Here is a 22,941-nt window from a genome sequence, read left to right on the forward strand (position 1 = left end):
ATGTCGACTCATTTGCCTTATATTACGCTTATCAATCATGAAGGTCAGTATTCCGTATGGCCAGCTGAGCAAAGCATTGCTCACGGCTGGATACGTACAGGGTTTGCGGGCACATTTGAACAGTGTTTGCAGCATATCGAAACCGTATGGACGAATTTGCAGCCGCTGCATTTGTATGATGCGTCCGCATCGGCACCTGCTGCATTTGCCCCACATTGGAATACACCGGATCAAATGGTAACTGTACCGGACAGATGGCTTGTGCCTGCGGGCAAATCTTCAAGCGGCAATGAATCGCCCGAACAGGAGCCGATATGCATTCATGAATTGTTTGAACATGCGGCACAGACAACACCGGACAAAATCGCTTTAACGTATCATGCAGCTCATATGACGTATCGGGAAGTGAATGAAGCTGCCGAGCAGCTTGCCGACAAGCTTGTCCAGCTTGGCGTCAAACCGGATCGCATCGTAGCGGTGTTGGCTGATCGTTCCTTTGACTTGATCATTTCGCTGTTGGCTATTTTGAAGGCTGGCGGTTGTTATTTGGGGCTGGAAATCGGCATACCGGCAGCGCGATTAGCCTTTATATTGGACGATGCTGCGCCTTGTCTAGTCATTACGCCAAGTCAGTTTGTAGATCGGTTTGCCGAGCAGTCGATTCCTTTGTTCGTGCTGGATGCGCCGCAACCTACACCGGTTGCACCTGCCCGGGGAGCTGTAGCGGTTACACCGGAACATCTCGCTTACATTAGTTATACGTCAGGTTCAACGGGTACACCAAAAGGCGTATGTATTCCCCATCGCGCAGTCGCCCGTCTAGTGCGTAATACGACCGATTTCTCGTTTACAGCAGATGATGTGTTTATGCTCGTTTCTCCTGTTGCTTTTGATGCGTCTACGCTGGAAATGTGGTGTTGCCTAGGGACAGGTGCACGTCTAGTCATTTACGACGCTGGGATCGTGCGCCCTGATCAGTTAGCGGACACGATGATGACGGAAAGGGTGACGGTTGTCTGGTTAACCGCCGGCTTGTTCCAATTGATGGTTCATGCATACTTGTCTGCTTTCCAGCATATTCGACATGTGCTGGCAGGCGGGGATGTCATTTCGGTGCCACATTTGGAATTGTTGCTGCATACGTATCCACATTTGCGATTTACGAACGGATACGGTCCAACCGAAAATACAACATTTTCAACTTGTTGGACGACATCGGTGCTAACCGAACAGACAACCGTGCCGATCGGTACACCGATTAACGGCACGTGGACGATCATTTGTGATGATGAATTGCAGCCGGTCGATATCGGTGAAGTAGGGGAGTTGTATGTAGCCGGTGCAGGGCTTGCCAGAGCATATTTGCATCGTCCTGCCGCGACCGCCAGCACGTTTATAGCGAATCCGTGGAGTGAGCAGCCAGGTGCACGGATGTTTAAAACCGGTGATCGTGTACGCCAATTGCCGGATGGAACGATTGAATTTATCGGTCGGGTAGATCGGCAAGTTAAAATTCAAGGCTACCGGGTGGAGCCAGATGAAATTGAAAAAACGATCATGCAATTTCAAACGGTACAGTCAGCTGTCGTGATGCCTCAGCAAGACCCGAATGGCAATAAACGTTTGATTGCTTACGTACAGTTGGAGCAAACGAGCGCGACCGAAACGGAATGGTTGGCACAAATCGATACGTATTTACGGCAGCATTTGCCTGCTTATATGATTCCTTGGGCGATGATAGCACTGGACGATATGCCATTGACGGCGAACGGAAAAATTGACCGTCAGCAGCTTCCGGTTGCGACACGCTCTCCGCGCAGATTGCAGACGACGTATGTTGCTCCGCGCAATACATTGGAATCGACGCTAGCCGCATTGTGGGGCGCCAAGCTATCCGTGGAACCTGTCGGTATTCATGATAACTTTTTCGCCATCGGAGGAGATTCACTTATTTTGTCTGAATTGATTATCGATATGGAACAGATGCTGGATGTGCCAATTCCGGCACGCTTGTTGTATTTACAACCGACGGTCGCTGAACTTTCGGTCATTGTTGAGGATCAGAAGCAAGCACTTAAACGATAATGAAAGTTAAAGGAGGCGTTGAGTTATGTCATCTGCTCATGCGATGAACGAGTCGTTGATCGATATCGGGAAAATCGATTTGACCGATCCTTTGTTATATAGCCAGGGAGAACCGCATGCGGTTTGGCGCAAAATGCGTCATGATGCACCGGTGCATTGGCAGCAAGTCAATGCGGAACTCGGTTTCTGGTCGCTCACCAAATATAAAGATGTGGTGCAGGTGCTCAAAGACTATGAAACATTCACATCTGAACGGGGAACATTGCTAAATTTGCTAGGCATAAAAGACCCTGCGGGCGGCAAGCAATTGGCAGCTACAGACCCACCGCGTCACGGTCAAATTCGCCGTCCATTGCAGCGCGGATTTAATCAGCAGCCTGTTACAAACAATGAACAGCAATTACGCGCCAAAATTCGTACGCTGCTCGCGCCCAGTTTGGAAGCGGATGGACTTGATTTCGCACATGCGATGTTTGAACTTTCGATAGCGGTGAGCGGTTATATGTTGGGCTTACCTGAACAAGATTTACCGTTGCTTACTCGGCTCGTATTGATGTCGATCGCTCCTGATGATGCGGAATACCAATTGTCTGAAGGTGGCGAAGCAACATTACAGCAAGCCCACCGCGAATTGTTTGCTTATTTCCTTGATATGGTCGGTCAACGGCGGCGCTCGCCAGGTCAGGATTTGATTAGCGTATTGACCGGAGTGGAATTGGATGGGGTCAAGATGGATACCGGTGCGATCATTTCCAATTGTTACAGTTTGATTCTGGGCGCTACAGCGACGACTCCGCATGCGGCAAGTCTTTCCTTTTTGGAGCTGGTCAAGCAGGATTTGTATCACGATTTTGCCGCCCATCCTGAATGTATGGATAGTGGGTTGGAGGAAGTGTTTCGTTGGTCTTCACCAGCCAGTCATTTTATGCGGTATGCGACGCGTGATACTGAAATTAACGGTACGCCGATTCGTGAGGGTGATGCTGTTGTCGTTTGGCTCGGTTCAGCTAACCGGGATGAGGATATTTTTGATGATCCGTATACATTTAATATTCGCAGAACGCCGAATCCGCATATTGCGTTTGGCAGTGGATCGCATTATTGTATCGGTCACAAAACAGCCAAACAAACGCTAACGATGCTGTATGAAGAAATGTTCGCACATTACGACCATTTTGAGATTACCGGTACGGTCGAATATTTAGGCTCTAATTTTATTAGCGGCATTAAACATATGCCTGTACGTGGATATGCCCGAACATAAAAGGAGTGATTGCTATGGAATTTATGATGGAAGAACAAGGAATGAGGACGAATCCTTGGTTAATTAAAGAGCCTTCCCCGTTTGCCAAAGCACGCTTGTTTTGTATTCCATACTCCGGTTGCGGAGCAAGTATGTATCGTCATTGGCCCGAATTTATCGGTAAAATTGAAGTTTGTCCGCTGCAATTGCCCGGACGGGAAACTCGCTTCCATGAACCTACCTATACTTCGTATGAGCAATTGGCACAGCAATTAAATGAAGCGCTGCAACCGTATATGGATCGTCCATTTGCTTTTTTTGGTCATTGTGGATCAGCATTGCCGAGTTATGAAGCGTCCTTGCAATTGATGCAACATGGTGGGCCGTTGCCGTCACATCTGTTTATTTCCTCACAGGTGGCACCGCATGAAGGGCCGTATGGTCGTTTTTTGGAGCTGGATGATCATGAACTTGCTGCCGAAATCGAGCTGCTTACTTATAAAATGGGCGGGGTGCCGATTCCGGATATGATCGAATTGAATACAGGCATTATGCGTGCTGATTTGGAATCGAACCGCCGTTATATGAAACAGCAACCGGAACAACTGGCGTTTCCGGTAACGATTATCGGCTGGCAGGAGGACCAAGAAGTCGATCCTGCTCTGTTAGATGGATGGAGTGCGTATGGATCGGTATCTTACCAAACTTTAAGCGGAGATCATCATCATTTTTTGCAGGCTCCGCTGGAATTGATGACCGTCATTGCTGAAGCGATGCGGCGTTATATCTAATCTGCCAGTTGTGCAGACGGAATACTATGTTAGTTGTGGAGGCATACCGATGGACAAACAGATCAAAATTGAACTTCGTAGCGACACGTTTACGTTGCCTACACCAGCCATGTTAACCGCGATGACCGAAGCGGAACTTGGCGACGATGTGTACGGCGAAGACCCGACCGTACGAAAGTTGGAAACGAAAGCAGCGGAGATGTTAGGAAAAGAAGCTGCCATTTTTATGCCTAGCGGAACGATGGCGAATCTCGCTTCCATTATGGCGCATTGTCCACGTGGCACAAAAGTGCTCGTTGGCAATGAGTCGGATATTTACATTTATGAAGCAGCTGGTGCCAGTGTGTGCGGTGGAGTAATGTACGAGCCGATCAAGACACAACCGGATGGACGCTTGGATTTGTACGATTTGCAACAGGCGATTCCGCGCGATCCGGATGATCCGCAATTTGCTTTACCTAGTTTAATCTGTCTGGAAAATCCACATAATCGGATGGGTGGACGGGTATTGCCTTTATCTTATTTGGCGGATGTCCAACGTTTTACACAGCAACATCGTATTCCCGTACATATGGACGGTGCACGCATCTGGAACGCTGCCATAGCGCTGGGTGTACCTGCTGCTACGATTGCCGCCTATGCCGATTCGATTCAGTTTTGTCTATCTAAAGGGTTATCAGCGCCGATCGGTTCGATGGTTGCGGGCAGTCAATCATTTATTCAAAACGTATATCGTATCCGCAAAATGCTCGGTGGCGGTATGCGGCAAGCGGGTGTCATTGCCGCGGCAGGCATCGTTGCATTGGAGCAAATGGTCGAGCGGTTGGAAGAAGATCATATCCATGCCAATCGTCTGGCGGCAGGATTGGCTGCTATTCCGGGCATTGCTTGCGAGCCGACGGTGGAGACGAATATTGTATTTTTCCGTGTGACCGATCCGCGTTTTACTTGGGAAATGGTCGTACAGCTTCTGCAACAACATGGCGTATATGTTGACGAATTGGGACATGGGCGCATCCGTGCGGTGACACATGCCGGCATACGAACGGAACAGATTGAACAGGCGTTACAGGTGATCCGGCAAATACTTGCATAATGAGGACAGGGGGAAACGAAGTGGATGTGCTAAATATGAATCTTCATGAATGGTTTGAGCAGCAAGCAGCAGAGACACCGCAGCATATTGCGGTCGTGATGAATGATACGTCTCTTACATATGCACAGTTAAGTCAACAATCCAATCGGCTTGCCCATATATTCATCGATAAAGGTATAACTTCCGAAACGCCTGTAGGGGTATGTATGAACCGCTCGCCAGAACTGGTTATCGTATTGTTGGGCATTTTAAAAGCCGGGGGCGCGTATGTACCGCTTGATCCCGATATGCCTGCTGTAAGACGAGCGCAAATCATTCACGATGCCGGCATGCGTGTTCTGATTACGGACGAATTAGCAATCGATCAACCAATCGATCAAGCATACTCTGTTGACCATACACTAACATGGCGCATGTTAGAAGCACAATTGCCGCTTCAGTCAGCAGATCGTCCGTTTGTTCCAGTGCAAGCAGAGCAGTTGATTTCCATTTATTATACGTCCGGTTCGACAGGCACACCGAAAGGAGTAGCCAATACGCATCGCGGCTGGGTAACTGCGATTTGGTCGATCCAGCAGGAACTGAAATTACAGCCGCATGAGACGATTTTGCAAAAAACGAATCTTGGTTTTGACGATGCGGCATTGGAGTTATTTTGGCCGCTGCTGACCGGTGGTACGGTCGCATTGCTTGAACCTGGACTCCATCGTGATCCGGAAGCGATCATTCAGGCGGTTATCCGTTATGATGTCTGTTTTCTAGTGCTTGTTTCCAGTATGTTAGGTCGGGTGCTTGATGTAGTGACACCGGAACAAATCGAGCAGATGCGACGATTAAGAGGCTGTTTTGGTGGAGGCGAGGCGTTGCCCGTACAGCTTGGACGTCGCTATATGGAACTCGGTATGCCGGGCAGTCTGTACAATTTGTGGGGAGCGACTGAATTATCGATCGGTTCCACTTTGTATCAATGTACCGAAATGGATTTGGCGACTAATGAGCCCATTGCGATCGGCAAACCGTTATGGAACAGTCATGTTTATATTTTGGATGAGCATTTGCAGCCTGTGAGCACAGGGGTAGTTGGCGATTTGTATGTGGCAGGTTATGGTTTGGCACGCGGATATATTCATGATGCCGAGCGTACACGGCAATCGTTTATCGCCAATCCGTTTAGAGCGGGAGAGCGTATGTATCGCACAGGCGATCAGGCGTATAAGCGAGCAGATGGCAATATTCAGTTTACAGGTAGAAATGATCATCAGGTGAAAGTACGTGGAGTACGTGTTGAGCTGGGCGAAGTGGAGGCGGCGCTGCTTTCCATTGCCGGCGTTCAGGAAGCGGTCGTTATATTGCGCGAAGACATTCCGACCATTCAGCGTCTGACCGCATATATTGTATACGAACCCGGATGTTCAAAGCAGACAATCGATGTGAAAACACGACTGCAAAGCGTATTGCCGACCTATATGATGCCGCATTTTATAATCGAGTTGGATCGGTTTCCGTTAAATCAAAACAGTAAGCTGGATCGCTTAGCATTGCCTGTTCCGTCTATACTTCGTTCTTCCGAACAGAGTACAAAGCGGCTGGCAACAAAACTGGAACATTGGATTGCCGCAACGATAGCGGATGTGTTGCATCTGGAATATGTTGAACCTGACGATGATTTTTTTGAAATTGGTGGAGATTCCATTTCGGCTTCCAAAGTAATGAGCAAATTGCGCACAATGACACAACAGTCATTGCCATTCACATTGTTATTTGAATATCGTACAGTACGGCAATTGGCACAGCAATTGGAGCAAATAGGCGATCAAGCACATTCTGATCTAGATCGCTCGCTGTTGGCAGCGCCACGCTTCGTTGCCGATGCCCGATTAGAAATGTCGTTTGCCCAAGAACGACTATGGTTTATCCAGCAAATGGAGCCTGACAATCCGGTTTATAATGAGCCGCTTGCTTATCGGATTGAAGGGCAGCTTGATTTGCAAGCATTACAGGCGGCATTTGCGGAATTGATTCAGCGGCATGATTTGTTGCGAACGACATTTCAGGTCGTAGACGATCAACCTGTACCTGTAGTAGCCGCACAAATTCCGCTTCCATTTGTACATGTTCCACTTACAGCCGCTACAGCTGATGAAATGGAGCAATTGCTTGAGCAGCGATTGAGTGAAGAAGCAAGCCGACCATTTGATCTGGAACGAGTGCCGTTGATTCGAGTCTGTCTATTTTCGCTGTCACCTACTCAAGCTGTAATCTGTATCGTGATTCATCATATTATTACGGATGCATGGTCAAATGTAGTGTTGCTCGATGAATTGAATATGCTCTATACAGCGTATGTGAAAGGCAAATCTTCTCCATTATCTGTATCTGTATGGCAATATGCCGACTATGCACGCTGGCAGAAAGCGCAGATGACATCACATCGTTTACAGAAACAGCTTGCATTTTGGAAAACAGAGCTTGCCGGTGAATTGCCAGTATTACAGCTACCGACCGATAAACCGAGACCGCCTGTCCAAACATTCGAAGGGGACAAATTATATTTTGAGCTGCCGGCGGAGCAGATGAAACAGCTTGCTTTACTGGCACAGCGTACGCAAGCGTCTCCTTATATGATTTTGCAAGCCGTATTTAATATTATGTTGCATCGTTATTCCGGTCAAAATGATATTATTATCGGTTCACCTGTTGCCAATCGTAATGAGGATGAACTGGAACGAATGATCGGCTTTTTTGTAAATACGGTAGCAATTCGCAGTCGATTCGATAAACAACATTCATTTTTGACCTATTTGGAGCAGGTGAAAGAGCGTTGTTTGCGTGTGTATGATCATCAGGATATGCCATTTGAACTGCTCGTCAAAGAGCTACAACCGGAACGTAATCAAGCGTATTCACCGATCGTTCAGGTGATGTTTGCTTATCAAAACCAATTGGAGGAACGATTGGAGCTGAACGGTTTGGCTGTGTCTCCGATCGAGGTGAACAATGGTACAGCACGTTTTGAATTGACTTTATTTTTGAAAGAACTCGCTTCCGGAGCGTTGGCGGCTACTTTCGAATACAATCGTCGTTTGTTTAGTAGACCCAAAATAGAACATATGCAATCCAGCTTTTGTTCGTTATTGGCTGGGATGTTAAGCCAGCCTGACATGAATATCGCCAAATTACCGTTATTATCGCCAGAACAGCAGCATCGGATGATTTATGGGCAAAATGATACAGTAACTCCGTTTCCGGCGCATGTTTGCTTGCATGAACTGTTTGAACAACAGGCAAAGCTTCATCCTGAACGGATCGCTGCCATTTATCGGGATGTGCCGCTTACTTATGGCGAACTGGAACAACGCTCCAATCAATTGGCACATGAACTAATGCGCTATTGGACGGATTCGGCTGTTGCCGATGTGCATAAAGTCGTTGCTGTAGGAGTAGAGCGCTCGCTGGAATTGGTTATTAGCTTGCTAGCAATTTTAAAAGCAGGAGCTGCTTTTGTGCCGATTGATATGGCGTTGCCGGAAAGCCGTATCCGACATATTGTACAGGACGCAGGCGCAGCGTTATGCCTCGTACAGGAGCATACACAAACGAAGCTTCGTACAGCTAACATTCCGATTTTGTGCATCGATTCGCAGTGGGCTATCGTACAAAAGCACCCACATACGAAGCCGGAATGTGCGGTAACACCGCAGTCGCTCGTATCGCTCTATTATACGTCCGGCTCAACCGGCAAACCAAAAGGTGTGCTCAATGTGCATGCAGGATGGGTAAACCGGATATGCTGGATGCAAAATCAGTTTCATTTGCAAGTTGGCGAAACGGTGCTGCAAAAAACGACGTTAACGTTTGATGATGCCGCTGTTGAATTTTTTTGGCCGCTAAGTTATGGCGGTTGTGTCGCTTTGTTGGAGCCAGACTTACATCGCGATCCACGCTCGATCATTGATGCTTGTATCCATTATGAAGTGGTGCATGTGCAATTTGTACCTAGCATGTTGAATTTGGTGCTGGATGAACTTGCACCGGATGAGCACCTAAAGTTGCGGCGACTACGCAGTACGATCTCATCTGGTGAGCCGTTAACAGCTAGTATCGTCAGACGATTTTTGACCAAAATGCCGGGTACGTTGAACAACACATGGGGAGCGACCGAAGTGTCCATCGATTCCACTTTGCATGTAGTTGTCGAGCAAGATATGGAGGCAGAAGGCGCAATCTGTATCGGCAAACCGATCGATAACAATCGCTGCTATGTGCTGGATGAATATTTACAGCCTGTTCCACCGGGAGTAACCGGTATGTTGTACCTCGCCGGTGTTGGTTTGGCTCGTGGCTATCAGCATTTGCCTGATAAAACGGCACAGTCATTCATTCCAGACCGTTATTTTCCAGGGGAACGCATGTATCGTACAGGCGATTTGGGCTTTTATCGTTCAGACGGTGCATTGCAATTTAGCGGCCGCATCGATAATCAGGTGAAAATTCGCGGTATGCGTGTTGAATTAGGTGAGATTGAAGCCGTATTGCTGCTGCATCCTGATGTGAACGAAGCGGTTGTGATGCTGGATGAAGAAGTGTCTGGCATCAAACGTCTGCTTGCATATATCGTGCCAACAAATCGAAGCATTGATTTCAGTGAGGCGGCAGCGGCAAATGTGACCGAGCCTATTCGTGCCTATGTACAATCGTTATTGCCTGATTATATGGTGCCCACCTTTATTATTCCGCTAAAACAGATGCCGTTAAACGCAAATGGCAAAACGGATCGCAGCCAATTAAAAAAGCCTGACAAACTGAGCTATCATCAGCCATCTTCTACGAACGCGCCGGAATCGGAAATGGAACACTATGTCACCGGCATCTGGACTGAATTGCTGCACATCGAAGGGATCGGTGTTGATGATCATTTCTTCGATGTAGGTGGACATTCGCTGCTGGCAACACAAATAGTGTCCAGAATCCGTCGTCAATTACAGCTTGAGTTGCCTTTACGCGATGTGTTTTTGTATCCAACGATTCGGCAATTCGCTGCTATTGTAGAAGAACGTATGTATGCGCATATGGAGCAATTAAGCGATGAGGAAGTGGATGCTTTACTCAAATCATAATGTGCACACTAGTAGCTTGTCTCAAATTTATCCAGGGATTGCGTTCGTCTGAATGCTGCACGGTTCAAGCAGGGTTCAGATGGACGCAACCTTACATCTTCCTGAGACGAGTCACTAGGTTAAAGCGGATCATGCTGCGAAAGGGGGACAGCCATTTGATAAGTATGAATATGATTGAAGCGATTGGACATACGCCTTTGGTGCAATTAAAGCCTGCTTCTGCGAATGACAGCTCGATTTATGCCAAATTGGAATTGATGAATCCATTTGGCATGAAAGATCGTGTAGCCAAACAAATCCTTTTGGAAGCTAAGCGCACAGGGCAATTGCAAGAAGGAGCACCTATTATTGAAAGCTCATCGGGGACGATGGCTTGCGGGGTAGCGATGGTTGGCGCTTGTCTAGGACATGATGTGCATATTGTGACCGATCCGCGTATGGATGCGATTACGATGGCAAAACTGACTGCACTCGGATGTCGCATTGATATCGTATCCGCAATGGGTAGCAACGGTTGGCAAAGTGCGCGTCTAGAGCGGCTGGAACAGTTAATGACAGAGCTGCCAGGTGCATATTGGCCACGACAATATGATAATGCCAACAATCCTGCCGCATATGAAGCGCTCGTTCAGGAAGTGATGCAAGATATCGCACAAATTGATTATCTCGTTGTCTCTGTCGGTAGCGGAGGTTCAATGAGCGGCACGGCGCGTGCATTAAAACGGTACAATCCTCAATTGCGCGTCATTGCGGTTGATTGTACAGGCAGTGTTATTTTTGAACAGCCGGATTGGCCTCAGCGATTACAAGGAGGGCTTGGCAATTCACTTGTTGCCGCGAATGTCGATCATACACTTGTGGATGAAGTGCACTGGCTCAATGACGAGGAGGCATTTGCTGCCACGCTTGACCTAGCCAAAGAACAGCATATTTTTGCAGGTAATTCTTCCGGCTCTGTATATGCGGTGGCAAGATGGCTACAAACTCAAGTGTCTGATGGAGCTAACATACTCGCTATTTTCCCTGATCGTGGCGATCGTTATGTCGATACAATCTACAATCCAAATTACAGAATAGCCAAACAAATCGATCGGTTGCGTTTGCCTGAGCAACCGAGGCATGTACCATATCGAACCGTTGTCCATTCATGGTCTTATGCGGTGCTGTCAGGAGTGATTCATCGTGTCTAAGTTGCTATTTATCGAAGCGAATACGACCGGTACTGGTATGATGGCGTTAGCTCGTGCAGCAGCATCGGGGCTGGAGCCTGTATTGTATACGAATCAGCCGCAGCGATACCGGGGATTAGAGGATATACCGTGTGAAGTGTATGTGTGTAATACAAACGATATCGATGAGTTGCAGCGGCAGATTGCCACAACGATCGATGTTGATTGTATTCGTGGCATTACAACGACAAGCGAATTTTATTTGGAGCAAGTAGCAAAGTTAACTACATTTTATGGGCTACCCGGTAATGATGTGGACACGGTACGTTATGTTCGTAACAAAGCGCAAACCCGGCGTGTACTGGAGCAAGCTGGGGTGTTACAACCGCGTTTTGAAGTAGTGCATACCGAAGCGGAACTGGATGAAGCGATCCGGCGCATCGGACTGCCTTGTGTAGTCAAACCGACCGAAGATAGCGGCTCCAACGAAGTACGACTGTGTACGAGTATGGAAGTTGCGCAAGCGCAAGTACGAATGATATTAAGTCATCAGGTGAATGTACGCGGGCAAGCTGTTCCACATGAAGTGTTGATTGAACAATATGTCGACGCTCCTGAATACAGTGTGGAGACGATGAGCTGGCAAGGACAGACGACCGTAATTGGCATCACGCAAAAATCGCTGGCAGGCTTACCTTTTTTTGTGGAAGCAGGTCATCTGTTTCCAGCGGCGCTGTCAGCGGATCAATACCGAAATATGACGGACACAGTGTTGCAAGCGCTAAACACCGTACAGTTTAAAAATGGGGCGGCTCATACCGAAGTGAAATGGACAGAAGCAGGCTGCTCCATTGTAGAAATTAATGGGCGTCTGGCAGGTGGTATGATCCCTGAATTGATCCGGCTTACAACAGGGATCGATCTGCTGGAGCAACAGATGTATTGCGCGGTTGATGGCCCCCGTCTTCCACCGCTTCATTATACAGGCACAGCTGGTATTCGTTTTGTAATGTCAAGCGTGAAAGGAGAGTTGGAACAATTAACAGGCATCGATCGCGTACAGCGGATGAATCATATTCAAGCTAGCCGGATTCATATTCAGTCAGGCGAAATGATCGTTCCTCCGCAAAATGCTTATCAACGTTTAGGCTATCTTATCGCCCATAGCCCTACAATGGATGAAACGGTGCAGACGTTGGAGCAAGCGCTTGAGCTAATTGAAGTTAAAGTGAAGTAATTGAATTTCAGGAGGATGTTATGAGTAGAGTTTCATTAGGTTTATTGAAGCATCATGATTTTCGGAATTTCTGGCTAGGGCATACGATTTCATCGTTTGGCGTACAGATTACGACCGTAGCTATTCCATTGATCGCGGCGTTAACATTGCATGCTTCACCACTGCAAATGGGCATTTTGACAGCAGTTGAATTTTTACCTTTTTTACTGATTAGCTTGTTTGTTGGTGTATGGGTAGACCGTAAAGCAAAGCGTCCGATGATGATTGTGTCCGATATCGTGCGTGCGATCGTATTGATCGGTATTCCAGTAGGGCTGTTTTTCGATGTGCTAAGCATGCCGATGCTGTATATTATCGCTGCGATCGTAGGCGTCAATACAGTCGTGTTTGAAATTGCCCACGTATCTTATTTGCCTACCGTGGTCAAAAAAGACGAGCTGGTGGAAGGCAACAGCAAATTGGAATTTAGCAGTTCAAGCGCTACGGTCGTCGGTCAAAGTATCGGCGGCGCGCTAATTCAAGTGTTCTCGGCTCCAATATCGATTTTGTTTAATGTCGGTACGTATTTGCTGTCTGCGGTATATCTTTCTTTTATTAAAAAGAAAGAGGACGTTATTGTTGTGCCGGAAGGAACCGAACAAAACTTGTGGAGTGATATCCGCGAAGGAGCGGGCTTCGTCTTTAACAACAATGCATTACGTGCCATTTTGATCGGTACTGTCATTTTCAATATGTTTACGTATGTGATTGAGCCTGTATTCATTTTGTATATATCACGTACGTTAGCGTTAGCGCCGATCTATATCGGACTGATTTTTTCGATGTCCGGGGTCGGTGCACTGCTAGGAGCTTTTCTGGCAGGACCTATGGTTAACAAGCTCGGTATCGGCAAAACATTAGTGCTGTCTTTGTTTTTGGCGGGCTTCGTATCGCTGATCATCCCGGTGGCGACGCTGCTGCCCGTATTACCGGCGGTATTGCTCATTATGGTCATGTATATGATTGATGCGGCGATGGTGATCGTCTACAACATTAATCAGCGCAGCTTGCGCCAGGCGATTACGCCAAATCAATTGCAGGGCAGAATGAATGCTTGTATGCGTATGTTTGGGATGGGTGTTGTACCTATCGGCGCACTGTTAGGTGGATGGCTTGGTGGCTTTATAGGCACGACGCCAACGCTAATTGTAGGCGCGATTGGCTTAATGTGTTCATCTATTTTTATTATGTTTTCCTCTGTACGTACCCTTTCTTTGCCGACAGAGCCGGATGCTGAATAAACGGCACGGTGTGCAACAATCGAATTTGTATAGTTCAACGATGATTATGCTTGCGATTGCTCTATCACATCAAATCGATAACAGGAGGAACAAAAAATGAACGAGAAATGGGATTGGAATGATTGGAAAGCACAATTCAGAAATCGGATTCAAACGGTAGATGCTCTGAAAAACTATATCGATCTTAACCCGGATGAAGAAGAAGCGATCAGCAAAAGTGAAGGTTTGTATCGCTGGGCAGTCACGCCTTATTATGCTTCTTTGATGGATAAAACCGATCCCAATTGCCCGATTCGTTTGCAAGCTTTGCCTGCCGCAGATGAGCTGATCGTAAACCAGTTTTCCGATGTTGACCCGGTTGGCGATATGAAATATCGTGTGACGAATCGTATCGTTCATAAATATGCAGACCGCATCGTACTGCTTGTGACCGAACAATGCTCTGTCTATTGCCGACATTGTACACGCAAGTATCATACAACAGATGTAAATGGAACGTACTTTGAAAAACAGGAAGCCGAATCGTTTGAGGAAGATTTTAAATACATTTCCGAACATCCCGAAATTCGCGATGTGTTGCTCACAGGCGGAGACCCGCTTACTTATTCAGACAGCAAGCTAGAGCATATTATTTCTCGTTTGCGCAGCATTCCGCATGTGGAAATTATTCGAATCGGCAGTCGGTATCCGGTATTACTGCCGCAACGAATTACGAAAGAATTTTGCGAGATGTTGGAAAAGTACCATCCAGTGTGGCTGAATACTCATTTTAACCATCCTAAAGAAATTACCGAGGAATCAGCAAGAGCGTGTAACTTATTGTTAAAACATGGCGTACCTGTGCAGAATCAATCGGTTCTATTAAAAGGAATCAATGATGATCTCGATACGATGAAAGCACTATTACACGGATTGTTGAAAATTCGCGTAAGACCTTATTATTTGTATCATTGCGACAATGTGACAGGTGTATCTCACTTTATGACAACACTCGAAAAAGGTATCGAAATTTTGCGTGGTCTTGTAGGGCATACAACCGGCTTTGCCATTCCTACATACGTGATCACGACGATTAACGGCAAAATTCCAATTTCGATCGATACGATTATGGATTATTCGGAAAAGGGATTAACACTGCAAAGCTATCTAGGCAAAAAAACGTATATCCCGTATCTTAAACCGCAACAAGTAGTGCAAGCTAAGTCGTAAATAGTACAATCCAAGTCATAAATAGTTTGCTGATCCGTCCAATCGCATTCATTGGACGGATCATTTGTATAGGATGGGAGCATGCGTTATATTCAGACATAGAGGTGATTTTAAATGAAATTATATGCTTTTCCGTATGCAGGAGGTTCTGCATCCGTATTTGTGCGATGGCAAAAACATATGGCATCTTTTATTGAACTGGTGCCTGTCGAGCTACAAGGACATGGAGCTTTAATGAATCGTCATTGTTTTACGCGCATGGATGATTTGGTGGACGAGCTGTATGTACGTTTATTTAGCGAAACACCTGCCGAGCCATTTGCTTTTTTTGGTCACAGTATGGGTAGTCTGATTGCGCTGGAATTGAGTCGACGCTTAAGCAAAGCTGGGCAATGCCGCCCTGAACATCTATTTTTATCCGGCATGTTGCCGCCTCATTTGCGAGTGACCGAGCCGGGAACAACTGCAACTATGACAACTTTACAATTAAAACGGAAAGTCGCTGACCTCGGTGGAGTATCGGATGAAGTTTTGGAAAACGATGAGTTTTTCACTTTGTTTGAACCTATTTTGCGTGCTGATTTTGAAATATGCGAATATTATGAAGCGCCTGTCATCGAAAACAATAATAGTGCGCTTACCGTGTTTGTAGGCACAGATGATCCAGCTACCGATCAGCGTGTCGAGCAATGGGCATTATATGGAAATGATCTGAATGTATACTATTATGAAGGAGGGCATTTTTTTATCCATACTCATTGGGTAGACATTATCAAACGTATCCATGTGGCGCTAGCAGCGAGCAGGAAACAGTAAACATGCTGGAAAAAGCGATGATCCAGCTCGATTCACATAATTTTATTTGGAGTGTAGCAGGAATAGTTCAACGTCAGCGCGAATTAACTAAGTGGCTTATCTAGTCGTGAATTTAGCTGCTATTACTCCATAGATCAACATATACATACCATAGAGATACGTTTAGCGGTCATAAAACACGAATCATTAATCTAACTGAAAAGGAGGAGTTCGTATGAAACAAATATTGCCAAGAATAGTGTTCCCATTACTATTTTTGTGCGTGCTCACATTTCCAATCTTAGCGCTCGTAGAGACATTACGACTTGCGCTGCGGGATGTTCCGTTGCCGATCATTATGTTTGTAATATTGCTGTTAGTGCTGTTCAGACTGGCTGCGTATATGTATTACACGAACAAGAAGCATTTGATGAATCGGTAATGAGATGAATGTAGAGTAGTATTTGCAAAGGAGGGCTACTGACGCCACACCGATCATGTAAGTTAACGCTGGAGTGGTGTCGGTTAGCGTTCTGTTTTATGCGGCAGCAAGTAGATTCAGGTAGATTGACATACAAGTGGAGTAGGTACACGTTTACTTAAACCGACCGCTCCGTTCTCGATGATCCGTTATTACCGTGCATAAGCAATAGATTGTTATGGCTCCCTGCTAGCGGGGGCTTTTTGCATTGTGTATAATAAAACTTTGAAAATGAGCAAAATTAGAGGAGGTCTATTATGGCCCAGCGTTACCGCATTACACGAGAAATGCAGCAAATCGATGATCTGCACAAACCGATTACGCTTGAAGAATGCAAAGCGTATTTTGCTACGCAGCCTGATATGGAATATACATCCGTATTTACGGTGCAAGGCGAAGCAACGATGTCGATCGAAGGCGACTTCTTTTTATGGCATGAAGGCACAGCGGTCATTCCGTTCCGGCATTACGACGGCGATTTATACGTATCCGGCACTAACGAAGTGGTCATTCCAAAAATGATCCAGGTCGCCAGCGTCTTACGTGCCGATATTTCGGAAGATTAAAAGTTATTGGACAATAATATTATGTTGTGTATTTATGCGGGCATAGAGTATACTAAATCTACTAAATTATGAGACATCTGGGGGAACAACTTTGCTGGATATTGTGAGGTTTTTGTTCTTTTCGAGCGTTGAATATTATGCTCTGTTTTTCTTAATGCTTTCTATTTTTAGATTGAAAATTTTAGATCAAGGATGGATGCCGGCGTTTATATTTTTAATTATGTCTGTAGTTTCTTATTTGTTGCGATCCGAGCTACATCTTTATTACATTGTGCCAACACTTGGAATTATCGTATATTTACTTATTTTAGTTACCATCACTAGACTTCCATTTATTTGGGCTATCGTTGTTTCAATTGTAGGAACTGGAATTTATATGTTTTTACAAGCGATTATTATTATGGCTCTTTTTGGAAACTTTAGTTCAGACATGCAGTATTCATCTACCGGCAGCTTGATTCAAGTGATTACATCAATCACGGCAGTCGGAATTGCTTATACTTTGTCTTTTTTCAAGATAGGATTCATTGCTTATTTTGAAAAATTGCGTTTTAAGTTTGAGCTTTTCTTTATTTTGGCGATCATTTTAATATCTATGATTGTTGTTTGCGTGCTTATGTATCAGAATAACTTATTGCATATTGGTTTGTTTTTTATTCTTTTAGCTGGCATTTTCTTCTATTATTCTTTGCGAAATGAAAGAAAAGCTTTTCGAAAAAGTTCATAAAATTATAAGTTATGGGGCGAATAGAGATGAAAAAAACTTATTTTTTACTAGCTAATTGTTTGTCTGCACTAGCATTATTTTCGGTATCACTGGGTAGTTTCGGATTTGTTTTCAACCCCGAGCCTCCAGAAGAATTACTGAAATAAAGCAAGGCAAAAATTCGAAATGAATAATAAGATTTGTAGTAAATGAATTGTTACGCGAATTGAATAAGGGAGACTCCTTTCCAACAGGAGCCTCCCTTATTTTATTGCCAAAACCAGTTTTTTCCGTATAATGGAAGTATGTATGCTACATAGCTAACTATGTAACAATAGATGATATCACTGTAGTTTTAACGATGAGGTGGCAAATGATTGAACATATAGCTCAATATGTAGCCGAGCATATTAAACGGGTCGTTCCTGAACACCCGGCAAGTATTGCTAGACTAAAGCATGCTTTAGCTATTTTGATTAATATGGTAGGCATTATTGTGATCGCGCTTATTTGTAGTTTACTAATCGGGACATTTTGGAATACGGTCATCATTTTATGTGTGTTTGCCGTTTTGAGGCAAATTACTGGTGGCTATCATTTGAAATCCGGTATAGCTTGTATGATCGTCTCATCGTCATTGTTTGTACTGTTAGCGCTGATTACGATTTCGTCTAACATGGTTTTACTGTTGAATAGTGTAAGCATCGTACTCGTCATTGCTTTTGCGCCTTCCAATATTAAAAACCACTCTCGTATACCTGAAAAATGGTATCCATTTTTAAAATTGTTGGGCATGCTGTTTATTAGTTTAAACTTTTGGTTTGGATCAAGTTCGTTTGCGCTGGCTGCTTTTGTGCAATGTTTGTTGTTAATCAATTTCAAACCATTGCTCCGAAATATTGAAGCCATTACTAAAATTCGATGATATAGGAGTGATTATGTTGTTGGAGGTTATTAGAGAATTAGACAAGTACACGACAGAAACAATCCAGCTTATAGCTGATGCTGTCTGGTATATGGAATATGATCGTCGTAAAGATCGGATTATCGTTCATGCACAAGACAGTACATATTATATGACAGGCTCGATCAAGCATATACAGATTTCGCTGCGTGATGAAGGATATCGTTTTCTTGAAGTTGACCGTGGCACATTAATTAATGCGGATAACATCGTATGGATCAATCTGGTGCGTAAGGAAGCTTATTTTGAAACTTATCCGACACGCAAATCCAAACGTTGCAGCATCGCCCATCATCGTTTCCTGAATACGGTCGATGAGCTGCATCGTATGAATCCGAGTCTGAGTATAACTTCGCCTGCCTGAATGGCAGGCTTTTTTGTTAGGTGTGTTAGGGCGTGTACGCAAACTCGGATGCTGCGAGCTACACTTCACTGCGTGATGCCCCAACACGCTTAGTTTGCGTACACGCCTTAGTGTAATGTAATAGCTAAACTTAAGCCGCCAACCGCTGGAACAACCAGAATGCCGCGATACAAACGGTAATCACACTCAAAATCGGCAATGTGCGCGCATAGAAGCGTGAGCGATGCCATAGCGTAAGTAATGGCAGTGCAATCGCGAGCAATGCCAGTTGCGTTAGTTCGATGCCCAGATTAAAGCCGACGAGGGCGGGCACGAGCTGACTGTTCGGCAAATTCATTTCCATCAGCAAATCGGCAAAGCCGAGACCGTGGATTAAGCCGAACAGAAACGTAATCCACCAGCGATTGCGTGCATTACGTTGGAAAAACAAATTTTCAAGCGCGACATACATAATGCTAGCGGCGATCATCGATTCGACGAATTTGGACGGCAATGTGACGATATGCAGTACAGACAGTGCGAGCGTTAGACTATGGGCGATCGTGAATGAAGTAATAATTTTGACGTAATCGCGTATGCGCATGCGCAGTGCCAACAAAGTGAGCAGAAATAACAGATGATCAGTGCCGGTCAAAATATGCTGTGATCCGAGCCAAATAAAATTAAGCCAGCCGCCATGCTGTACTTGACTCGTGCCGTTCGCATGATTCATCGTGACCGTAAACGTCCACGGCGACTGAAACAGTGCTGAAGTGGATTGTATTTGTCCGTTGTTAAGCACATTGATAAAATTGGCGTATTCGCTTGGGATCACGCTATGAAATTCATCGTCAAGGCGAATACGGTCGGTCGTGCCTGCGGCAGGGAAAGTTACGGTTAGCATAACCAGTTTGGCATTAGGCATGAGCAGATCGCCATATTTCATACTATCTTTAAAATGAAAGCTATCTTTGTCCGGCAGCTCGCGATTGAGCGCAAGCTGTCCTTTACTCAGATCGACCGGATGATCGTTATCGCTTAGCTGTAAGTGGGCAGTGATCCATTGCATAATCCGATCATGCCCGGTTTGAACTTCCTGCTCATCTAGGTAATAGTCTCCATTTGTATCGATGCCAGGCAAAGCTTCCAGTACAGACAAATCATCAAGCGCGTATTGTAGCGTCATTTGACCATTAGCATAGCTAATTCTCGTAAAGGCAACACTGTATGCGTGCGCCGAAGCGACCGGAACCGACAAACTGCTGCAACATAACACCAGCAAAAAGGCTAGCGTATACGTTCTCGCCAGCCATGAGCCTCCGTTGTGCGTACGATAAAAGATCATATTGCATTTGTTCATATTATAAATACCCCATTGGATCGACCGGCGTTCCATTTATACGCACTTCAAAATGACAATGCGGGCCGGTTGAATTGCCGGTTGAGCCTACTTCGGCAATCTGTTGACCGCGTTCGACAGTTTGACCGACATGGACGAGTGTGCCGCCATTACGAATATGCGCATACAGTGTTTGGATGCCATTACCGTGATCGATAATGACCACATTGCCGTAGCCGTTCATCCAGCTGGCAACGACGACGGTGCCGCTATCTGCCGCATAGATCGGTGTACCTTGTGGTGCGGCGAGATCGACACCGGTATGCATTTTGTATTCGCCGGTAATCGGGTGGATACGATAGCCAAATGGCGAGGAAATACGCGCACCAACGACCGGCATCGTCATCATACCTGAGCCGCTAGGCTGTGCATTGCCACCGGAATCTGCGCCGCTGTCGGTGCCGGAGTCGCTGGAACCGGATGAAGACGAATCGTTTGTGCGTGCAGCCGCGGCACGGCGTGCTTCCTCTGCCGCTCTGGCACTCGCTTCTGCTTGTGCGCGTTCTTCACGTTCTTGTGCTTCGACGGCTGTTTTTTCCTTATACAGAGAAGCGCGTTGATCGGCTAATGCCCATAACTGCTGTTCCTGATGAGCGCTAATATCGTCCGCATTTTCGATCTGTGCATTGTATTTGGCGATCAATACTTCTTTTTCATGTTCCTTGGCATTGAGTTCTTGTTTGCGTTGCGCTTTTTCGGCATAAAGTGATTTGGCTAGCGCATAGTCGGAATTAAGCTGTTTTTGGGTGATGATCACAGCCTGTTTATCTTGCTCTTGCTGCTGTAAAATGTCTTGATCTTGCTCGACGATCATCCGCAACGAATCGGCTCGCGCGAGAAAATCGGAAAAGTTAGTGGAGGACATGAGCACATCCAAATACGATACCATACCGTCGGTGTACATCATACGCACTCGCGTATCGATCATACCTTCGCGTGCTTGGATGCGTTGCTTGGCGGCTGCGAGATCGATCTTTGCCTGGCGCAAGCCGGTTTCCGTTTGAGAAAGATTGTTAGAAACACGCGCCAATTGGCTGCTCACATCGTTAATCGCTAGCAGCACATTGCTTAAATCTGCCTGTGTACGCTCTTTGAGTAGCTGGGATTGTTGCTTTTGGGCTTGTGCTTGTTTTTGTTTGACAGCAGCATCATGAGCTTGCTGATCAACAGCATCCATTTCCTTTTTAATATCGCTTGAAGATTTGGCTGCATAACCGGTTTGGGTTAATGCGCTAACTAGCAGCAGTACGGCTGCAAAGGACACGAATGTTTTCAATAGTATGCCATCCTTTGTATACAAATTTCGTTATGATCTCGTCTAAGAAGTAATGGAGCAAAAATGACGCATCACCGTTCTGTGCGACAGAGCGGTAGTTTCGATTAGTTTCGAACGGCTGTCACGACTTCCTTAGCAATTTTCACATTGTTTTTTGCATCATAATGAATATGTATTATATTCATCGGTCGTCCTTTGTGGTGTGTTGACCCCTATATACGAAAATGTGCTCAACATTTATTTGTTTAAAAAGTATGTTCGACCACAACATGTCGGTTCCCTGCCACAATGAAACAATTTGCCATCATTTAATGAAAAAATCGTAACCTTTACGACACACAACATATCAATACTTATGTAGAATATATCAGCATTTATAATGGTGTCAATTATTGCATAACAGAAGTGTAGAAGAAGAAACCAGTATAAGAAAATAACGGTAAAGCCGCTTAATATAGCCTGTTTTTCCCGATCAGATCAAACGTAAAGGCAGGCGTACAGATTAATAGGATTTGGTAAAAAAAGTATGCAGCAACTGTTTTAAAGTTGTCTTAAACGGGTGATATACAATTATGAAATCATCATGTATCGGTATTGCCGCATATTGAATATAAGAGTCGGCAGCCGGTTCATACTATTCGATTAACAGCATAGATTCACATGTATGATTAGGATAGGAAATGCATTTAATTTGTTGGAGGGAATGGCATCATGAAAAACACAAACAACCAGACTACACTTGAAATGGCACGTCCTGAACTTGATCTGATGACGCAGTTGCGTCAAATCGTGACCAATCGTGAAAATTCCGATCTTGCGGTACGTGGTAAAGTTACACAATTGCTGAATCAATATATGGAAGCTAATTAAGCCGGCTCTGTTATGAAGCCGGATGATAATACGGTTCGATGATTGTAGTGAAGTGGTTAGCATTCGAGAGTGGTCATTTGCAAATAGTATGGAAGCAGGCTTGACCAATTTAAGTGCCCAGTTGATCAATTTGGAAATTTTGTATGTTGTGAATAATACGCCTTATTAGGCGACATATTGCACGCGCAGAACGGTAGAGACATACCGGACTGTGCGTGTTATTTTATGCGCCTAATATAGCGTATGTAGATCGTATACTTGCCAATCTGAAGCTAGTCGCTCGTCTGAAGTACTTTTACAATTTGTCGATCTAA

Annotated in this window: 19 protein-coding genes; 17 read left to right on the top strand and 2 right to left on the bottom strand. The window is 45.4% G+C overall.

Features of this window, described 5'->3' with window-relative positions:
* The 16 genes from U1I11_RS07215 to U1I11_RS07290 all read left to right on the top strand — a co-directional run bounded on the left by U1I11_RS07215 (position 1) and on the right by U1I11_RS07290 (position 19,103).
* Positions 1–2,085 (top strand): amino acid adenylation domain-containing protein, encoded by a 2,085-nt coding sequence (locus tag U1I11_RS07215; protein WP_322905167.1) that lies wholly within the window; start codon positions 1–3, stop codon positions 2,083–2,085.
* A 25-nt stretch (positions 2,086–2,110) separates the two neighbouring features.
* Entirely contained in the window at positions 2,111–3,349 is a 1,239-nt protein-coding gene (locus tag U1I11_RS07220; protein WP_322905169.1) for a cytochrome P450, read from the top strand.
* A 14-nt stretch (positions 3,350–3,363) separates the two neighbouring features.
* A complete protein-coding gene (locus U1I11_RS07225; RefSeq protein WP_322905171.1) occupies positions 3,364–4,119 on the top strand; it encodes a thioesterase II family protein in 756 nt (251 codons plus the stop codon).
* Positions 4,120–4,168: 49 nt separating this feature from the next.
* Complete coding sequence (gene ltaE, locus U1I11_RS07230) at positions 4,169–5,215, top strand: low-specificity L-threonine aldolase (RefSeq protein ID WP_322905173.1); 1,047 nt, start codon at positions 4,169–4,171, stop codon at positions 5,213–5,215.
* Positions 5,216–5,250: 35 nt separating this feature from the next.
* Positions 5,251–10,332 (top strand): non-ribosomal peptide synthetase, encoded by a 5,082-nt coding sequence (locus U1I11_RS07235; protein WP_322905175.1) that lies wholly within the window; start codon positions 5,251–5,253, stop codon positions 10,330–10,332.
* Between the two features lie 164 nt (positions 10,333–10,496).
* Complete coding sequence (locus U1I11_RS07240; RefSeq protein ID WP_322905746.1) at positions 10,497–11,522, top strand: PLP-dependent cysteine synthase family protein; 1,026 nt, start codon at positions 10,497–10,499, stop codon at positions 11,520–11,522.
* The gene (locus U1I11_RS07245; RefSeq protein WP_322905177.1) at positions 11,515–12,738 is read left to right on the top strand and encodes an ATP-grasp domain-containing protein; all 1,224 of its coding nucleotides are present in this window, start codon (positions 11,515–11,517) and stop codon (positions 12,736–12,738) included. Before U1I11_RS07240 ends, U1I11_RS07245 begins: the two co-directional genes overlap by 8 nt.
* 20 nt (positions 12,739–12,758) lie before the next feature.
* Positions 12,759–14,018 (top strand): MFS transporter, encoded by a 1,260-nt coding sequence (locus U1I11_RS07250; protein ID WP_322905179.1) that lies wholly within the window; start codon positions 12,759–12,761, stop codon positions 14,016–14,018.
* A gap of 96 nt (positions 14,019–14,114) precedes the next feature.
* Positions 14,115–15,227 (top strand): arginine 2,3-aminomutase, encoded by a 1,113-nt coding sequence (gene blsG / locus U1I11_RS07255; protein WP_322905181.1) that lies wholly within the window; start codon positions 14,115–14,117, stop codon positions 15,225–15,227.
* Positions 15,228–15,341: 114 nt separating this feature from the next.
* Positions 15,342–16,043, top strand: coding sequence for a thioesterase II family protein (locus tag U1I11_RS07260; protein WP_322905183.1), 702 nt, complete (start codon positions 15,342–15,344; stop codon positions 16,041–16,043).
* 214 nt (positions 16,044–16,257) lie between these two features.
* Positions 16,258–16,464: a hypothetical protein gene (locus U1I11_RS07265; protein ID WP_322905185.1), complete on the top strand. Its 207-nt coding sequence runs from the start codon at positions 16,258–16,260 to the stop codon at positions 16,462–16,464.
* Between the two features lie 296 nt (positions 16,465–16,760).
* On the top strand, positions 16,761–17,069 hold the full coding sequence (locus tag U1I11_RS07270) for a hypothetical protein (protein WP_322905186.1): 309 nt from the start codon (positions 16,761–16,763) through the stop codon (positions 17,067–17,069).
* Positions 17,070–17,160: 91 nt separating this feature from the next.
* Positions 17,161–17,796: a hypothetical protein gene (locus U1I11_RS07275; protein ID WP_322905188.1), complete on the top strand. Its 636-nt coding sequence runs from the start codon at positions 17,161–17,163 to the stop codon at positions 17,794–17,796.
* A gap of 26 nt (positions 17,797–17,822) precedes the next feature.
* Positions 17,823–17,942, top strand: coding sequence for an AgrD family cyclic lactone autoinducer peptide (locus U1I11_RS07280; RefSeq protein ID WP_322905190.1), 120 nt, complete (start codon positions 17,823–17,825; stop codon positions 17,940–17,942).
* A 206-nt stretch (positions 17,943–18,148) separates the two neighbouring features.
* Positions 18,149–18,700, top strand: coding sequence for an accessory gene regulator ArgB-like protein (locus U1I11_RS07285; RefSeq protein WP_322905192.1), 552 nt, complete (start codon positions 18,149–18,151; stop codon positions 18,698–18,700).
* A 19-nt stretch (positions 18,701–18,719) separates the two neighbouring features.
* The gene (locus tag U1I11_RS07290) at positions 18,720–19,103 is read left to right on the top strand and encodes a LytTR family transcriptional regulator DNA-binding domain-containing protein (RefSeq protein ID WP_322905194.1); all 384 of its coding nucleotides are present in this window, start codon (positions 18,720–18,722) and stop codon (positions 19,101–19,103) included.
* A gap of 130 nt (positions 19,104–19,233) precedes the next feature.
* Here U1I11_RS07290 and U1I11_RS07295 read toward each other — a convergent pair whose 3' ends face one another.
* Both U1I11_RS07295 and U1I11_RS07300 read right to left on the bottom strand, forming a co-directional pair.
* Complete coding sequence (locus U1I11_RS07295) at positions 19,234–20,442, bottom strand: HupE/UreJ family protein (RefSeq protein WP_322905196.1); 1,209 nt, start codon at positions 20,440–20,442, stop codon at positions 19,234–19,236.
* A gap of 1 nt (position 20,443) precedes the next feature.
* Complete coding sequence (locus U1I11_RS07300) at positions 20,444–21,757, bottom strand: peptidoglycan DD-metalloendopeptidase family protein (protein ID WP_322905198.1); 1,314 nt, start codon at positions 21,755–21,757, stop codon at positions 20,444–20,446.
* A gap of 711 nt (positions 21,758–22,468) precedes the next feature.
* Between U1I11_RS07300 and U1I11_RS07305 the strand changes: the two genes are divergently transcribed.
* Positions 22,469–22,627 (top strand): hypothetical protein, encoded by a 159-nt coding sequence (locus tag U1I11_RS07305; protein ID WP_322905200.1) that lies wholly within the window; start codon positions 22,469–22,471, stop codon positions 22,625–22,627.
* Positions 22,628–22,941: the final 314 nt, after the last annotated feature.

It is taken from the genome of Paenibacillus campi, from assembly GCF_034659835.1.
Taxonomy (GTDB): Bacteria; Bacillota; Bacilli; order Paenibacillales; family Paenibacillaceae; genus Saccharibacillus; species Saccharibacillus campi.